The organism is Mesorhizobium sp. WSM4821 (genome assembly GCF_055901555.1).
The window spans coordinates 1,579,475-1,596,489 of sequence record NZ_CM148371.1; the positions used below are offsets into that span (position 1 = coordinate 1,579,475).

The 17,015-nt window shown below is 63.9% G+C and carries 10 protein-coding genes and 1 pseudogene; 5 read left to right on the plus strand and 6 right to left on the minus strand.

From position 1 onward, the window contains the following. Nucleotides 1-275: 275 nt before the first annotated feature. A complete protein-coding gene (locus AC0NID_RS07515) occupies nucleotides 276-1,850 on the plus strand; it encodes an alkaline phosphatase D family protein (protein ID WP_473452291.1) in 1,575 nt (524 codons plus the stop codon). 169 nt (nucleotides 1,851-2,019) lie between these two features. Here the strand turns inward: AC0NID_RS07515 and AC0NID_RS07520 are convergent, their stop codons facing one another. Beyond that, on the minus strand, nucleotides 2,020-2,301 hold the full coding sequence (locus AC0NID_RS07520) for a hypothetical protein (RefSeq protein WP_473452293.1): 282 nt from the start codon (nucleotides 2,299-2,301) through the stop codon (nucleotides 2,020-2,022). Between the two features lie 200 nt (nucleotides 2,302-2,501). Here AC0NID_RS07520 and typA point away from each other — a divergent pair, with 200 nt between their 5' ends. Then, nucleotides 2,502-4,331 (plus strand): translational GTPase TypA, encoded by a 1,830-nt coding sequence (gene typA, locus AC0NID_RS07525; RefSeq protein ID WP_473452295.1) that lies wholly within the window; start codon nucleotides 2,502-2,504, stop codon nucleotides 4,329-4,331. Nucleotides 4,332-4,388: 57 nt separating this feature from the next. Here typA and AC0NID_RS07530 read toward each other — a convergent pair whose 3' ends face one another. Next, nucleotides 4,389-5,015, minus strand: coding sequence for a DUF1062 domain-containing protein (locus tag AC0NID_RS07530; RefSeq protein ID WP_473452297.1), 627 nt, complete (start codon nucleotides 5,013-5,015; stop codon nucleotides 4,389-4,391). A gap of 397 nt (nucleotides 5,016-5,412) precedes the next feature. Here AC0NID_RS07530 and AC0NID_RS07535 point away from each other — a divergent pair, with 397 nt between their 5' ends. Next, nucleotides 5,413-6,027, plus strand: coding sequence for a LysE family translocator (locus AC0NID_RS07535; protein ID WP_473452299.1), 615 nt, complete (start codon nucleotides 5,413-5,415; stop codon nucleotides 6,025-6,027). A gap of 4 nt (nucleotides 6,028-6,031) precedes the next feature. Here the strand turns inward: AC0NID_RS07535 and AC0NID_RS07540 are convergent, their stop codons facing one another. Beyond that, nucleotides 6,032-6,355: a YciI family protein gene (locus AC0NID_RS07540; RefSeq protein ID WP_473452301.1), complete on the minus strand. Its 324-nt coding sequence runs from the start codon at nucleotides 6,353-6,355 to the stop codon at nucleotides 6,032-6,034. A gap of 124 nt (nucleotides 6,356-6,479) precedes the next feature. Then, nucleotides 6,480-6,778 (minus strand): annotated as a pseudogene (locus tag AC0NID_RS07545) (peroxidase-related enzyme); the annotation flags it as partial. A 182-nt stretch (nucleotides 6,779-6,960) separates the two neighbouring features. Here AC0NID_RS07545 and AC0NID_RS07550 point away from each other — a divergent pair. Together AC0NID_RS07550 and AC0NID_RS07555 are read left to right on the plus strand one after the other, a co-directional pair. Next, nucleotides 6,961-11,769, plus strand: coding sequence for an NAD-glutamate dehydrogenase (locus AC0NID_RS07550; protein ID WP_473452303.1), 4,809 nt, complete (start codon nucleotides 6,961-6,963; stop codon nucleotides 11,767-11,769). Nucleotides 11,770-11,864: 95 nt separating this feature from the next. Next, nucleotides 11,865-13,244: an MFS transporter gene (locus AC0NID_RS07555; protein ID WP_473452305.1), complete on the plus strand. Its 1,380-nt coding sequence runs from the start codon at nucleotides 11,865-11,867 to the stop codon at nucleotides 13,242-13,244. Nucleotides 13,245-13,375: 131 nt separating this feature from the next. On the opposite strand, the gene purH is transcribed toward AC0NID_RS07555, so the two are convergent. After that, complete coding sequence (purH, locus tag AC0NID_RS07560) at nucleotides 13,376-14,992, minus strand: bifunctional phosphoribosylaminoimidazolecarboxamide formyltransferase/IMP cyclohydrolase (protein WP_473452307.1); 1,617 nt, start codon at nucleotides 14,990-14,992, stop codon at nucleotides 13,376-13,378. A gap of 170 nt (nucleotides 14,993-15,162) precedes the next feature. After that, nucleotides 15,163-16,887: a heparinase II/III family protein gene (locus tag AC0NID_RS07565; RefSeq protein WP_473452309.1), complete on the minus strand. Its 1,725-nt coding sequence runs from the start codon at nucleotides 16,885-16,887 to the stop codon at nucleotides 15,163-15,165. Between the last annotated feature and the right edge of the window lie 128 nt (nucleotides 16,888-17,015).

Below are 17,015 nucleotides of genomic sequence, written 5' to 3' on the forward strand. Positions count from 1 at the left end.
CGCGACGGTCAAGCTGCAATCTCCCCCACGTAGGGGAGATGGCCGCGAAGCGGCCAGAGGGGGGCGGTCCGACCGGGCTCGGCCCCTTACCGCGACGCAGGAGGTCGGCGCTCCACGCGAGACGACCCCTTCTGTCGCCTTCGGCGACATCTCCCCTCAAGGAGGGAGATTCGCTAGCCTGTCGATTGTTATCAAACCTTCATGATTTTGAGATGCGGCTGAAACATTGACGCTGGAGCTTGGCGGCGACGTTCAACGCCATCCAGGAGACAGCCATGAACAAAATTTCGATGACGCGGCGCGCTTTCGTCGCGTCGGCGAGCGCCTTTGGCCTCGTCGGCGCCTCGGGCCTCGCGCTTCCCTATTATTCCCGCGCCAATCAGCGGCCGGCCTTCACCCATGGCGTCCAGTCCGGCGACGTCGACGCCACCAGCGGCATGGTCTGGACGCGCACCGATCGCCCGTCGCGCGTCATGTTCGAAGTGTCGTCGACGGAGAATTTCGCCAACGCCATTCGCCTTGCGCCGCTCGCTACGTCGCCTGCCAGCGATTACACAGCGAAGCGGCTGCTCACCGACCTCGCCTCCGACCAGGACATCTTCTACCGCATGATTGCGGCCGATCTCGCCGACATCAACGCCGTCTCCGAGCCGGTCGTCGGCCGTTTCCGCACGGCGCCGGCTTCGAAGCGCGACATTCGTTTCGCCTGGTCGGGCGACACAGCAGGCCAGGGCTGGGGCATCGACGACACCGGCATGAAGACCTACGCCACGATCGGCAAGCATACGCCCGACTTCTTCCTGCATTCGGGCGACACCATCTATGCCGACGGCGCGATGAAGGACGAGGTCGACCTGCCCGGCGGCGGCAAATGGAAGAACACCGTCCTCATCGACGAAAAGCGCAAGGTTGCCGAGACGCTGGATGAGTACCGGGGTCAGTGGAAGTACAACATGATGGATAGGAATGTGCAGGGGCTCAACGCCATCTGCCCGACCTTCTATCAGTGGGACGACCACGAGGTGGTGAACAACTGGTCGGATTCGAAGGACCTGAGCGCCGACGACCGCTATTCGGAAAAGTCCATCCATGTTCTGGCGGCACGCGCGGCGCGCGCCTTTCAGGAAATGACGACGATCCGCTACGAGCCATCGGAACCCGGCCGCGTCTATCGCAAGATCGCCTACGGGCCGCTGCTCGACGTGTTCTTCCTCGACATGCGTTCCTATCGCGGCCGCAATGGTCCTGGCATGCAGGATACGATGACGCCGCAATCGCGCGTTCTCGGCGAACAGCAGACGAGGTGGCTGAAGCGCGAACTGGCAAACTCCAACGCGACGTGGAAAATCATCGCCGCCGACATGCCGCTGGGTCTCGTCGTCTGGAACGATGGTGCCAAGAAGGTCGGCGCCGAGGCCGTCAGCAATGGCGACAACGGCCCGGCCAAGGGCCGCGAGCTGGAAATTGCCGACCTCCTTCGCTACATAAAGAATGCCGGCATCGACAACACCGTCTGGCTGACCGCCGATGTGCACTACACGGCGGCACACTACTACAATCCTGACAAGGCGCAGTTCCAGGACTTCAATCCATTCTGGGAATTCGTCTCGGGTCCGCTTCACGCCGGCACGTTCGGTCCCAACGATTTCGACATGACCTTCGGTCCGGAGCTGAAATTCATCAAAGCGCCGACCGCCGAGCAGGGGCAGAACCTACCGCCCTCGGCCGGGCTGCAGTTCTTCGGCCTCGTCGACATCGACGGCGCCACCGAGCAGATGACGGTGCGGCTGATGGATCGCGACGACAACGAACTCTACAAGGTCACGCTCGATCCGGTCCAGTCGGCGTGAGTGACTGGCGCCTATTCACCCTCCCCCTTGTGGGTCCCTTGTGGGAGAGTCGGCGAGGTTGGCTTTGCAAATGAGACGGGGTGGGGGTAAAGCGCCGACACAGGTAGGGAAGCCCCACCCCGCTCCGCTTCGCGGATCGACCCTCCCCTTGGGGGGTAAAGCGCGGTCGTCAGTCCGGATAGCAGACGGTTGGAATGTTGGGCCAGACCGCGCTGTCGCAGCCGGCGTTTTTCTGCCTTTGCTTGAAGGCGGCGCTGACCGGCCCGGTCACCACCGGGTCGACGCCATCGGGAGCATCGGCAAAAAGCTGCTCCGCCGGACGCGTATCGGACGGCAGGGCAGGGCGTGCCTCGTTGAAGATCGCAGCCGATTGCGCGGCGCCTGCCGCAAGGAGCACGCCCAGGGCAGCCCATGCGAGGATTGGCCGGTATCTGATGCCCATATTGGTCATGAAATTCGAACTGCCCCGACCGTGAAAGGTTCCGCATTGGTTAATAATTTCATTTCATACCAAGACGCTTAAGATTTGGTGACCATGTATTTGGTGACACGCCTCCTCTTTCGCAATTGCGAAAAACCCTGTATGAGCCGCGCAACCGAAAGAGGCAGCGCCCTTTGGCCTGCTGCCTGCAACGCTCCCGAGACCACAACATGAAACTCCGCAATATCGCGATCATCGCGCACGTCGACCATGGAAAAACCACCCTCGTCGACCAGCTCCTGAAGCAGTCCGGCTCGTTCCGCGACAACCAGCGCGTCGCCGAGCGCGCCATGGATTCGAACGACCTCGAAAAGGAACGCGGCATAACCATCCTGGCCAAGGCGACCTCGGTCGACTGGAAGGACTTCCGCATCAACATCGTCGACACGCCAGGCCACGCCGATTTCGGCGGTGAAGTCGAGCGCATCCTGTCGATGGTGGATTCGGCCATCGTGCTGGTCGACGCCGCCGAAGGGCCGATGCCGCAGACCAAATTCGTCGTCGGCAAGGCGCTCAAGGTCGGGCTGAAGCCGATCGTCGTCATCAACAAGATCGACCGGCCGGACGCCCGCCATGTCGAGGTAGTCAACGAGGTGTTCGACCTGTTTGCGGCACTCGACGCCACCGACGAGCAGCTCGACTTCCCAATCCTCTACGGTTCCGGCCGCGACGGTTGGGTCTCGGAAAATCCGGAAGGTCCGAAGGACGAGGGCCTGGCGCCGCTGTTCGACCTCGTCATCAAGCATGTGCCGGCGCCGACCGTGCATCCCGGTCCGTTCCGCATGATCGGCACCATCCTGGAGGCCAATCCGTTCCTCGGCCGCATCATCACCGGCCGCATCGAATCCGGCACGCTGAAATCCAACCAGGCCGTCAAGGTGCTGCACCATGACGGCACCCAGGTCGAAACCGGCCGCATCTCGAAGATCCTCGCTTTCCGCGGGCTCGAGCGGCAGCCGATCGACGAAGCACAGGCAGGCGACATCGTCGCCATTGCCGGCCTGTCGAAGGGCACCGTCGCCGACACGTTCTGCGACCTGTCGGTGACCGAACCGCTGCATGCGCAGCCGATCGATCCGCCGACCGTGACGATGTCGTTCCTCGTCAACGATTCGCCGCTGGCCGGCACCGAGGGCGACAAGGTGACCAGCCGCGTCATCCGCGACCGCCTGCTGCGCGAGGCCGAAGGCAATGTCGCGCTGAAGATTGAGGAATCGCCGGACAAGGATTCGTTCTTCGTCTCCGGCCGCGGCGAATTGCAGCTTGCCGTACTGATCGAGACGATGCGCCGTGAAGGCTTCGAAATCGCCGTGTCGCGACCGCGCGTCGTCATGCAGCAGGGCGAGAACGGCGAATTGCTGGAGCCGGTCGAGGAAGTCGTTATCGACGTCGACGAGGAGCATGCCGGCGTCGTCGTGCAGAAGATGTCGGAGCGCAAGGCCGAGATGGTCGAGCTGCGCCCATCGGGCGGCAACCGCCAGCGCATCGTCTTCCACGCGCCGACGCGCGGCCTGATCGGCTACCAGTCGGAACTGTTGACCGACACGCGCGGCACCGCCGTCATGAACCGGCTGTTCCACGCCTATCAGCCCTACAAGGGCGAGCTGCCGGGCCGCACCAACGGCGTGCTGATCTCCAACGAACAGGGTGAATCGGTGGCCTACGCCATGTGGAACCTGGAAGACCGTGGACCGATGGTCATCGACCCGGGCGTCAAGGTCTATCAGGGCATGATCATCGGCATTCATTCACGCGACAACGACCTTGAAGTGAACGTGCTGAAGGGCAAGAAGCTGACCAACATCCGCGCCGCCGGCAAGGATGAGGCGGTGAAGCTGACGCCGCCGATCCGCATGACGCTGGAACGCGCGCTGGCCTGGATCCAGGACGACGAGCTGGTCGAGGTGACGCCGAAGACCATCCGCCTGCGCAAGCTCTATCTCGACCCGAACGAGCGCAAGCGTTTCGAAAAGTCGGCGAAAGTGGTCGGCGCGGCGTAAGCTTTTTTCTCCGGAAATAATTATCGAGTGAGGGAGCAATGCTCCCTCCCTTTTGCTTCATCCGCCGGCAGCCGAGATGATGGCTTCCCGGGCGGGCTCGCCGGCCAGACCGATGCGGATCGCCGTTCCCGTTCGGGCCGCCTTGCGCAAGGCTTTGGCATCGTGCGGATCGACGACCAGCCGCCGCTTCTCTCCCCAAGCGTGAAGCCGCGATCGTGAGATGCCGAGTTCGCTGGCGAGCAGTCGGTCGAGCCGTAGCGCTGTCGGCATTTCCAGCCCGAGCTGGAGTTCGACAGCGGTGGTGTTTTCCGGCCTGTCCCCGAGCATTTCCTCATGAACGGTGGCTTCATGAAACTCCTCGACGCGCCCGATCGCGCTGCGCAGTGCGACAACATCGAAGGCATGCCGACGCGCCAGCGTCGGGTCGTTGCTTTCGAGCGCCCGCAGCAGCTCCGGCTCGATATCGCAGCGGTTGCGCCGCTCCAGAATGCCGAAATTCCATGAATTGTCGCAATCGATGCAGCGGTAGATCAGCCAAGCATCGATGCGTTTGCCGTTGGCGTTGACGCGAAATTTTCCGCTGCTGTGGTAAGCTTTCAAGCCACCGCAGCGATTGCAGTTGATCAGAGGTCGAGGCGCGGTTTTGGGCACGATCGCCCAGCGGATACGCAGTATCGAAGACATGCCGAAAAGCCCTTCCCGTCGGGAAGTTCGTCAGATCGGCGATGTCGAGATGCCCATGCGGGCATGGCGTGGCGAGAGGCTGCGATGGTCGGAAAATCAGGTGTCGCGGGTGATTGTGCGCGACAGCGGTTCAGCAGTGCCAAACCGGTCTCGAACCGCCACCCTGAGGAACACGTGAGGTGAAGCAGACGTCGCGACAGCGGCGCCATGCATTGTGTCGGGGGAGTTGACGAGACCGGCGGTTACGTAGGCAAAGTGAAGCTCGAAATTGTGTCGGGGCGAAACTTCTAGCCGCGAGGCGGCGGGCCGACAAGCCCCTTCTATTGTCGATGCTACCGCTGCGGGGACAGTTGGGCTAATATTGAGCGGTCAACCTCGCAACCAAAAGATCCCGGTCATGCACTTCACGTCGCTTCTGATCTTCGCCGCCGCCCTTTTCGTCGCCGCTGGCTCGCCCGGCCCCTCGATTGCCGCTCTGGTGGCGCGGGTCATCGCAAAGGGCTTTCGCGACGTGTTCCCGTTCCTGCTCGCCATGTGGATCGGCGAGGGCATCTGGCTGTCGCTGGCGGTGTTCGGGCTGGCGATGGTGGCGCAGACCTTTCATCTCGCCTTCGTCGTGTTGAAATGGGTCGGCGTCGCCTATCTTGCCTATCTCGCCTGGAAGATGTGGACGGCGCCGGTCGAGGCGCGCGAGGGCGAGATGCCGCGCGAAGAGTCGGCCGTCAAACTGTTCTTTGCAGGCATGGCGGTGACGCTCGGCAATCCCAAGATCATGATGTTCTATCTGGCGCTGCTGCCGACCATCATCGATCTCGCTTCGGTGACGGTCGTCGGTTGGGTCGAGCTGACGCTGACCATGGCTGTGGTTCTGGTCGCCATCGATCTGGCCTGGGTCCTCGCTGCTGCGCAGGCGCGAAAACTGCTCAGGAGCAAGCGGGCGATGCAGATCGCCAACCGCGTCAGCGCCACAACCATGGCCGGCGCCGCCGCGGCGATCGCGGCGCGGTCCTGAGCATTCACATCATCTCTACGATCGGCGCGATCTCGACGCTGAAACCCGGGTCCGTCAGGATAGGACAATCCTTGGCCTTGGCGACGGCATCGTCGATGTCTTTCGCTTCGATGATCGTATAGCCGGCGGTCGGATTGCTGCCGCCATTGTTCTCGACTTTGCCGCCGGGCAGCACGGTCTTCGACATGCCGACCGGATTGCCACCGTCGACCACGGCCGAGCCAAGCTTGCCGTACCAGCCGTTCCAGGCATCCATCGCTGCTTTCCGTTCGGCCTCCTCGGTCGGCATCTTGCCGGAGCCGTGATAGACATAGAGAAACTTCGCCATGTTCTCCTCCCTTGATCCGCGGCATCGAACCGGCATGCGGCCACGCCGCGCACCGATGATCGGACCAAACCGGCAAACAAGCAACGAGAATTGCAGCTAATATACGGTTCGGTTGACTCGCACCTCACCTTGCCATCGCGTGGTATTCATCGTTCGGCAGCGTGTCGACTGCCGCCGCTACTCGATTCGACATGTTGAAGAAGGCGGCGGTCGAGGCGATGTCCCAGATGTCGCGGGCGGAAAAGCCGGCCTCACGCAGCGCTGCCCGGTCGGCCTCGACGATCTTTGCCGGCTCTGCGGTCAGCTTCACCGCGATCGAGCATCGCCTTCTGTCTCGCGGAAAGGTTGGCGGCCCGGAAATTCATCACCATCATCTCGCCGAAGGCCGGGTCGCCGGAAGTGGCGCACCGCCGCGCCATGCGCTCAGCTCAGCGGGTCCGAGATCGAGTGCGGTGATCTTTCCGGCCATGGGGTGTTTTTCCTCGTTCGTCGGTGATTTGCTGCCGAATTCCGACATTTCGTCGCTACCGTCAAACCTTTGTCGCCAAATACCGGTCATCTGCTACCATAGTTGCAAAAGCATGTGACGGGAGGGAATTAGCGCCATGGCCAGCCTGAAATCCGCAAGCCAGTTGAAAAAGATGATTGCCACCAAGGGCAGCGAAAAGCCCGGCAGGCTTGCCGATTACCTGCTGGCCCGAGCGCCGGCCGAAGATGTCGCCGCCTATGATGTCGCCGATCTCGAACGCGCCGCCGATCTCGCCGGACGCGCCGTCGCCAAGCACAAGAAGGGCGATTGCGTGGTCGCCATAGACGTCGATTCCGGTGTCGTCCGCCAAGGCAGAGCGATTACCGTGATCACCGTCGTCAACGACAACATGCCGTTCCTGTTCGATTCCATCCTCGGCGAGATCACCGAGAGCGCCGGCGAGCCGCTGCTCGTCACCCATCCGGTCATCGTCGTCAGGCACGGCAAAAGCGGCGTCGACGAAATCCTCGGTGATGGCGGCTTTGCCAAGGGCGATCACACCCATGAACGGCTGAGCGTCATCCACGTCCACATCGGCCGCCTTTCGGCCGAGCAGGCCGAGGCCCTGGCAGGGCGGCTGAAGAAAATATCGGGCCAGGTGCGCGCGGCCGTCACCGACTGGAAGCCGATGCTGGCCCGTCTCGACCAGGCGATCTCGGAGTTCCGCTACGCTCCGGTGCCGCTCGACAAGGCCCACGTCACCGAGGCGATCGCCTTCCTCGAATGGCTGCGCGACGACAATTTCACCTTCCTCGGCATGCGCGAGTTCAAATACACCGGCGGCGAGAAGAGCGGCACCCTGGAGCGCACCGAAAAACCCGGCCTCGGCATTCTCTCCGATCCCGATGTGCTGGTGCTGCGGCGCGGCACCGAAGCCGTGACGACGACACCGGAGATTCGCGCTTTCCTGTACGGCCCGGAGCCGCTGATCGTCACCAAGGCCAACGCCAAGTCGGCGGTGCACCGCCGCATCTATCTCGATTACATCGGCGTCAAGACCTACACAGCCAAGGGCGCGCTTGCGGGCGAGCTGCGCATCGTCGGCCTGTTCACCTCGACCGCCTACACGCGTTCGGTGATGAAGATCCCCTATCTGCGCTCGAAGGCCGAAACCATCATCGCCAAGTCCGGTTTCAACCCTGAAGATCATTCCGGCAAGGCGCTGATCAACGTGCTGGAGAGCTATCCGCGCGACGAGCTGTTCCAGGTTCCGGTGCCAATCCTGCGCAAGCATGCCGAAGCTATTCTGGGGCTTGTCGAACGGCCGCGCGTCAGGGCGCTGGTGCGTGCCGATCAGTTCGACCGCTTCGTCTCGATCCTCGTCTTCGTCCCGCGCGACCGTTACGACAGCGTGGTGCGCGAGAAGATCGGCGCCTATTTGAAAACCGTGTTCGAAGGCCGGCTGTCGGCCTACTACCCGGCCTTTCCGGAAGGCGGGCTGGCTCGTGTCCACTTCATCATCGGCCGTTCCGGCGGCAAGACGCCGAAGATCGACCAGGCGACGATCGAGGCAGCGATCCGCGCCATCGTGCGGACCTGGGACGATGCGCTGCGCGAGACTGCGGCGGAGACCGGCGCCGATGCAGCGCTCACGGCAATCGCCGCGCGCTTCTCGGAAAGCTATCGCGACAGCTTCGCGCCGGCCATTGCGCTGGCCGATGCCGGGCGTATCGCTAGGATCGATGCGGCCAATCCGATCGCCATCGACTACTACCGTCATGCCGACCAGGAAGCGCATCAAGCGGCGCTGAAGGTCTACCACCATGGCAGCCCGGTGGCGCTGTCGCGGCGGGTGCCGGTGCTGGAGAACATCGGTTTCCGCGTTATCAGCGAGCGCACCTTCGAGGTCGGGAACGACGCCTCCAGCATGATCAATAGTGATCAGCCGGGCATGGTCTTCATCCACGACATGGAGCTCGAAAACAGCTACGGCAAGCCGATCGACCTTGGCAATGGCGGCGCGCTGTTCGAGGACGCGTTCCTTTCCGTCTGGCGTGGCGACATCGACAATGACGGCTATAACTGCCTTGCCCAGACCGCCGGCCTGTGGTCGGACGAGGTTGCCATCCTGCGCGCCTATGGCCGCTATCTGCAGCAGGCCGGCATCCCCCAGAGCCAGGATTTCATTGCCGCCGCGCTCAACCGCTATCCGGAGATCGCGCGCGGCCTGCATGCGCTGTTCGTTGCCCGCCTCGGACCGACGGCCGAGACGGAGGGCGTGGTCGCGGCCAAGCATCTCAAGGCCAAGATCAAGGATGCCTTGGAAGAGGTTCCCAATATCGACGACGACACCATCATCCGCCGCTACCTCAACCTGATCGAAGCCACGCTACGCACCAATCATTTCGTTGCCGATATGAAGCAGAAGGGCCAGTCGCTGGCGATCAAGCTCGATTCGCAGGCGGTCGACGGCCTGCCGGCGCCGCGGCCGTGGCGGGAAATATTCGTCTACGGCTCCGAGGTCGAGGGCGTGCACCTGCGCTTCGGCCCGGTCGCACGGGGGGGCCTGCGTTGGACGGACCGCGCCCAGGACTACCGCACCGAGGTGCTCGGCCTGGTCAAGGCGCAGCAGGTCAAGAATGCGGTGATCGTGCCGGTCGGCGCCAAGGGCGGCTTCTATCCGAAGAAGCTGCCGACGGGCGCCGGCCGCGACGCCATCTTCGAAGCCGGCGCGTCCGCCTACAAGAACTACGTCTCCAGCCTGTTGTCGATCACCGACAATATCGGCCTGGACGGCGTCATTCCGCCGGCCGGCGTGACCCGGCGCGACCACGACGATCCCTATTTCGTCGTCGCCGCCGACAAGGGCACGGCTACCTTTTCCGACACCGCCAACGCCATCAGCGAGAAACATGGCTTCTGGCTCGACGACGCCTTCGCCAGCGGCGGCTCGGCCGGCTACGATCACAAGAAGATGGGCATCACCGCCAAAGGTGCCTGGGAAGCGGTCAAGCGGCATTTCCGCGAGATGAATCGCGACATCCGGACCACACCTTTCACCGTGGTCGGCGTTGGCGACATGTCGGGCGACGTGTTCGGCAACGGTATGCTGTTGTCCGAGCAGACCCGACTGATCGCCGCCTTCGACCATCGCGACATCTTTATCGATCCCGATCCCGACATGGCCGCCTCGATGGCCGAGCGCCGGCGCATGTTCGCCTTGCCGCGTTCGAGCTGGCAGGACTACGACAAGACAAAACTGTCCGAAGGCGGCGTCATCGTCTCGCGTGGCCAGAAGTCGATCACGCTGCCGGCGGCAGCGGCTGCGGCAATCGGCCTTGGCAAGACAACCGCCTCGCCGGTCGAGATCATGAATGCCATCCTCAAGGCGCCGGTCGACCTTTTGTGGTTCGGCGGCATCGGCACGTATCTGAGGGCATCGACAGAAACCAACCAGGATGTCGGCGATCGCGCCAACGATGCCATTCGGGTGACCGCGCTCGACGTGCGCGCCAAGGTCATCGGCGAGGGCGCCAATCTCGGGGTCACGCAGCGGGCGCGCATCGAGTTCGGGCTGAATGGCGGGCGCTGCAATTCCGACGCCATCGACAATTCGGGCGGCGTCAACTGCTCCGACGTCGAGGTCAACATTAAGATCGCGCTGGCTTCCGCCATGCGCAAGGGGGCGCTGACCCGTCCGGTGCGCAACAAGCTTCTTGCCGAGATGACGGACGAGGTGAGCGCGCTGGTGCTGTCCAACAATTACGAGCAGACGCTGGCCCTGTCACTTGCCCGCAAGCGCGGCCTCGCCGATATCGCCCATCAGAGCCGCTTCATGACGGCGCTCGAAGCGCGCGGGCTGCTCGACCGCTCGGTGGAGACGCTGCCGTCTCCCGCAGCCCTTGCCGAGCGTGAGGCGCGCGGCGAGCCTTTGACCAGGGCCGAGCTCGGCGTGCTGCTCGCCTATGCCAAGATCGTGCTGTTTTCCGACATCGTCGCCAGCGACGTGCCGGACGATCCGCACTTCGACCGTGACCTGATCGGATATTTTCCAGACCGTATGGCGAAGAAATACGCGGCCGAGATCCATGGCCATCGCCTGCGCCGCGAGATCATAGCCCGTGTTCTCGCCAACGATCTGGTCAATCGCGGCGGCCCAACCTTCGTCGACCGGCTGCAGGAAACGACCGGCCGCAGTGTCGCCGACGTGGTTCGGACCTTTGCATTGGTGCGGGACGGCTTCGGGTTACCGGGACTCTATCGCGAGGTCGATGCGCTCGACAACCAGATCGACGGACAGATACAGCTCGACCTTTATCAGTCGGTTAGCCGGCTTATCTACGTGGCCAGCGGCTGGTATCTCAAGAACGATGCCAGCACCGCACTGCTCGGCCAACGGATCGCCGAACTGCAGGACGCGCGCAAGGCACTGGAGCCGAAGCTCGTTTCGCTGCTGCCGACCTTCTCTCGAGAACGGACCGAGGAGCGGCGGCACGGCCTGTCCAAGGACGGTGCGCCCGAAAGGCTGGCCGAACAGCTGGCGCTGACCGACGTGGCAGGCCTCGTCCCCGACATCGCTCTGACCGCCCGGACGGCGAATGCAGACATCGTCGTCGCCGCGAAGGCGTTTTTCGCTGTCAGCGATGCCTTCCGCATTCCGCGCGTCGAGGACGCTGCGCGCTCGATCATGCCGTCCGACTATTACGATCAGTTGGCTCTTTCCCGCGCTACCGACACGATCGGCACCGCCAGGCGCGGCATCGCGGTGGCGGCGCTGACCGGCCATGCCAAGGCGCCGGATCCGGTGGCGGCATGGCTGGATGCCGGCGGCGACCGGGTCGGGCGTATCCGCGAGCAGCTGCAGGCGCTGACCGAGGGCGGCGACATCACTGTGTCGCGGCTGGCGGTGGCATCGGGGCTGATGAGCGACCTGACGGCGCTGTGAGACGTCTTCCACATCGCGCGGGATTGCCGGCAAGAACTGCGCTATAGAGCAATCCGACGGCGCCCCGCTTTAGGGCGTCGGATCTGGGAGGGACTATGGCCGAAATAGCAGTGCAGCGAGCGCCCGAACGCGGCATCTGGGGGTGGATGCTGTTCGACTGGGCAGCGCAGCCGTTCTTCACCGTCATCACCACCTTCATCTTCGGTCCCTATTTCGTCTCGCGCATGGCAGGCGATCCGGAGACGGGCCAGGCGGCATGGGGTTACGGCATCGCCGCGGCGGGGCTGGCCATCGCCGTGCTGTCGCCGATCCTCGGCTCGATCGCCGACCAGACCGGCCCGCGAAAACCGTGGATCGCGTTCTTCGCTGCGATCAAGATCGCCAGTCTTTGCCTGCTGTGGTTCGCTGCCCCCGGTTCGAACCTTTTCCTGGTCGTGCTGTTCTTCTCGCTGGCCTCGGTCGCGGCGGAATTCTCGACCGTATTCAACGATTCGATGATGCCGCGCCTGGTGCCCAAGAGCGAGATCGGCCGAATCTCGAACATCGCCTGGGGGCTTGGCTATCTCGGCGGCATGATCGCGCTGATCTTTGTCGTCGGCTTCATGGCGGGCTCACTGGAGACCGGCAAGACGATCGTCGGCCTCGACCCTATCCTCGGGCTCGACCCGAAACTCGGCGAGGACGCACGGGCGACCGGGCCCCTGTCGGCGGCATGGTATTTCCTGTTCATCCTGCCAATGTTCTTTTTCACACCGGATGCCGTGAAGGGCATTCCTCTCGGCCCGGCGGTGCGCGAGGGGCTGTCGGAACTGAAATCGACGCTGACCGAAATACGCCAGCGCAGCGGCATCTTCCGCTTTCTCGTCGCCCGCATGATCTATCAGGATGGCGTCAATGCGCTGCTCGCGCTCGGTGGTGCGTTTGCGGCGGCGATGTTCCACTGGTCGATCACCGAGATCGGCCTGTTCGGCATCATCCTGAACGTCGTTGCCATCGTCGGCTGCCTGGTTGCCGCACGCCTCGACACGGCGCTCGGTTCCAAAACCATAGTGATGATTTCGCTTGTTCTGCTCAGCGTCGCAACGATCGGTATCGTCTCGACAGGGCCGGGCTATACGCTGTTCGGCGCCTGGATGATGCCCGGAACGGACAGCGGCGGCTTGTTCGGTACACCGGCCGAAAAAGCCTACATCTTCTTCGGTCTGCTGATCGGGCTTGCTTTTGGGCCGGTGCAGGCATCCTCGCGCTCCTACATGGCACGCAGCGTCACCGCCGCCGAATCGGGCCGTTATTTCGGCATCTATGCGCTGGCCGGACGCGCGACCAGTTTTGCTGCACCATTCATGGTGGCGACGATCACCTTGGCCAGCGGCTCGTCGCGGCTCGGCATGGCGGCAATCGTGCTGTTCCTCGGCGTCGGCTTGGCGATCCTGGTCAAGACGCCGTATCCGGCGGACAACCGGCCGGAGGGATGACCTTACCCTCCCCTTGTGGGGAGGGTCGATCCGTGAAGCGGAGCGGGGTGGGGGGCGCGGCGCTGCCCCTCCGTCTCACTTGCTTCGCAAAGATCGTTCGCCGACCCTCCCGACAAGGGAGGGTAAGGCGCTCAATGCCGGAAGTGCCTCACGCCTGTAAACACCATGGCGATGCCGTGGGCGTCGGCAGCGGCAATGACCTCTTCGTCGCGCATCGAGCCACCCGGCTGGATGACAGCGGTGGCGCCGGCTTCAATGGCCGACTGCAGTCCGTCGGCGAACGGGAAAAAGGCATCCGAGGCGACTACGGAGCCCGCGGTCAGCGACTCTGCCAGGCCGGCAGCCTCGGCCGCGTCGAGTGCCTTGCGCGCGGCGATGCGCGAGGAATCGACCCGGCTCATCTGGCCGGCGCCGATGCCGACGGTGGCGCCATCCTTGACATAGACGATGGCGTTCGACTTGACGTGCTTTGCGATGCGGAAGGCGAATTTGAGATCGGCCATTTCGGCCGGCGTCGGTGCGCGCCTGGTCACCACTTTCAGGTCGAGGTCGTCGACCACCGCATTGTCGCGGCCCTGGACGAGCAACCCGCCGGAAACGGATTTCACGGTGGTTCCGGCCGCGCGCGGATCGGGCAGGCCGCCGGTGACAAGCAGGCGCAGGTTCTTCTTGGCGGCGACGATGCGGATAGCTTCTTCCGAGGCGTCCGGCGCGATGATGACCTCGGTGAAGGTTTTGACGATCTCTTCGGCGGCTTCGGCATCGAGGACCTGGTTGATCGCGACAATGCCGCCAAAGGCCGAGACCGGATCGCAGGCCAGCGCCTTGGCGTAGGCCGCCTTCAGCGAAGCGCCTTCGGCGACGCCGCACGGGTTGGCGTGCTTGATGATGGCGACGGCGGCGGAGCGGGCCGGATCGAACTCACCGACCAGCTCGAAAGCGGCATCGGTGTCGTTGATGTTGTTGTAGGAAAGCTGCTTGCCCTGAAGCTGGCGCGCGGTCGCGACGCCCGGCCGCTTGTCGCCATCGACGTAGAAGCCGGCGCTCTGATGCGGGTTCTCGCCGTAGCGCATCACCTGGTCCAGCCTGCCGCCGAAGGCGCGCCAGGTGGGATGCTCGATCTCCAGCGCTTCGGCAAACCAGCCGGAGATCGCCGCATCGTAGGCGGCGGTGCGGGCGAAGGCCTTGGCCGCCAGCCTCTTGCGGAAATCCAGCGAGAGCGAGCCGAAATTCATCTCCAGTGCGTTGAGCACCGAGGCATAGTCCTCGGGGTCGGTGACGATCGCGACATAGGCATGATTCTTGGCCGAGGCGCGGATCATCGCCGGGCCGCCTATGTCAATGTTCTCGACGATTGAGGCATAAGCGGCGCCGGAGTGGCGGACATCTTCGAAAGGGTAGAGACTGGAAACGACGAGATCGATCGGCTCAATGCCGTGATCGCGCATCGCCGCGGCGTGTTCGGGATCGTCGCGCACGCCAAGCAGCGCGCCATGCACGGACGGATGCAGCGTTTTGACGCGGCCGTCCATGATCTCGGGAAAGCCGGTGAGGTCGGAAACGTCGCGCACGGCCATGCCTGCCTCGGCGATCGCCTTTGCCGTGCCGCCGGTGGAGACCAGCTCGATGCCTGCCGCGGCGAGCGCCCTGGCGAAATCAATGAGACCGGTCTTGTCGAAAACGGAAAGCAGCGCGCGGCGGACGGGAACGAGGTCGGGCGCGGGTATGTTCTTGGCGGCGACGGCCATGGGCTGGCGGCCTTTCGGTTTGGAAAGTGTCCGCGCGCCGTAGCACATGACATCAGGAAATCAAGCACCGCAGGCCAGGTTCACAGGGCAATCGCTCCGCCGACGCTGATAATTGAGAGCCCCATACGAGTGGACTCCACTTTGCGCGAAGCGATTGCCCCTGGACAGTCTCAGCTTCTTTCCGGATGGCCGGCGATGACCGTTCGCGTCAGTTGCCAATGGACTTCGGAAACCTCCGATGCCTTGAAGGCCAGCACGATCTGCCGGCTGCGGCGAGGGCCGCCAAGACCGGCGAAATAGATTGATTCTTCGACCTCGGGCACCACCTCGGCGCAGGTGAACACCCAGGTGTCGGCCTGGTCGGCGGTCAGCAGCAGGCGATCATGCTCGTCCTGGAGCAGGCCTATGTCGGGATGGATGTGGAAGCGGACCGCGACGAAATCGCGGCCGTTGTTGCGGATCGCAGCATTGCCGGGCCGCTGGAAACGGTCCCTGCCGGCGAGCACGTTGCCATTCGTCGACAATTTCAATTCGCGCTCATGCAGGAAGCCGAAGCGCGCGACATAGCCGTCGTGACGGGCCAGGAAACCCTGGCTGCCCTGCTGGTCGGTGCGCTTGCAGGGCACATGCTGCGGGCCGCCGATCAACGGCCTGCCGAGGAGATCGTTGACGCGCAGCGAATGGCTGAAGCGCGCCGACGAGGTGTCGTTGATGGTGGCGGTCGAGTGGGCGGCCGTGGCGCGGGCAAGTGGCCGGAATTCAGCGGCCCCATAGGTGTCGACGCCGGCGTTGACGATATAGTGGTGGCGGCCGGAGGACAGTTCGAAGGCCAGGCATCCGGCGTGCGCCGCGTTGGAAACATCGATGGGGGGCGGCGGGCCGGCATCGGCGATCACGGTGACGCCGCCCATGGAGAGGCGCTCATAGCCCGAATGCGGCGCGTGCAGCAACGGCGCGCCGGCGGTGTCGTCATGGCGCAGAATGGTGGCGATGCGGTCGTGGATGGTCGCGCCCATGCCGTTGAAGCGGGCCAGGCTGCCGTCCTGATGGCGAAAGAAGCGCAGCGCCGGCAGCATGCGGTCGATGGCGCCCATCAGCGCCGCTGGTGGTGTTTCCGCTTGATTGGCATAGGTCTGGCGCAGCGGCAGAAGGTCGGCGAGGATTTCGAGAACGGTCATCGGATTGCGGGAAATATGGCCGCCGTCCGGCAGAATCTGGCGTTCGAGCTCCTCGGCCAGATTGCGGGTCGCACCGCGCAGCGCCGACGCCGGCGCCGGCAGCGACAAGGCGGCGAAGGCGAGCGCGATGCGGGCGCGCAGCCTGTCCTTGCCGTTCGGCATTTCGCGTGCCATCGCCCTGAGATAGCGGATCTGCACGGCGAGCGATTTCAGGAAAGCCCGGTAGAAGGGAAATTCAGCGCCCTGCAGCACCACCGATGAATGCTGCAGCCAGGCAATGACGCGCTTGGCCGTCGTGCCGGGTTCCCAGGCGACGCCGGAAATCTGGTTGCCATGCATGGCGATCCAGTCGGAGACCAGCGCGCGGGCATTGGCGGCGGCGAGCTCGGTGCCGGCGGCGCGCATATGTCGCAGCCAGCGAAAGCCGTGCAGGGTCTTCTGCCAGCCGGAATTGGGCACGGCGACCTGAAAGGGCGACTTGCCGCCGGTCTCGACCAGATGTCCCGACAGCGGATAGCGGCCATAATAGATTTCAAGCGCGATCTGCGGGTCGGCCAGGCGCAGGTCCGGCGGTGCGATCAAAACGCGTTCCGGCGTGCGCCCGGAGTAGCGCCAGCGATAGATCGGGCCGGCACGCAGGCGCCGGCGCGTCTTGCGCCAGAATTCCTTCGCGACAAGCGCCCACAGACGCGTCGTGCTGCCCGCCGCGATCGCCAAAAGCCCTCCTCATCGCCCTCAACTCAAGTGACAAGTTTATGTGATTCAAGAACTTATGCGAAGGCGAATTCAACGGAAGCCCTGGAGTTCAGCCTGTTTTCCGCAGGATTCTCCCTAAAATAGTCGTC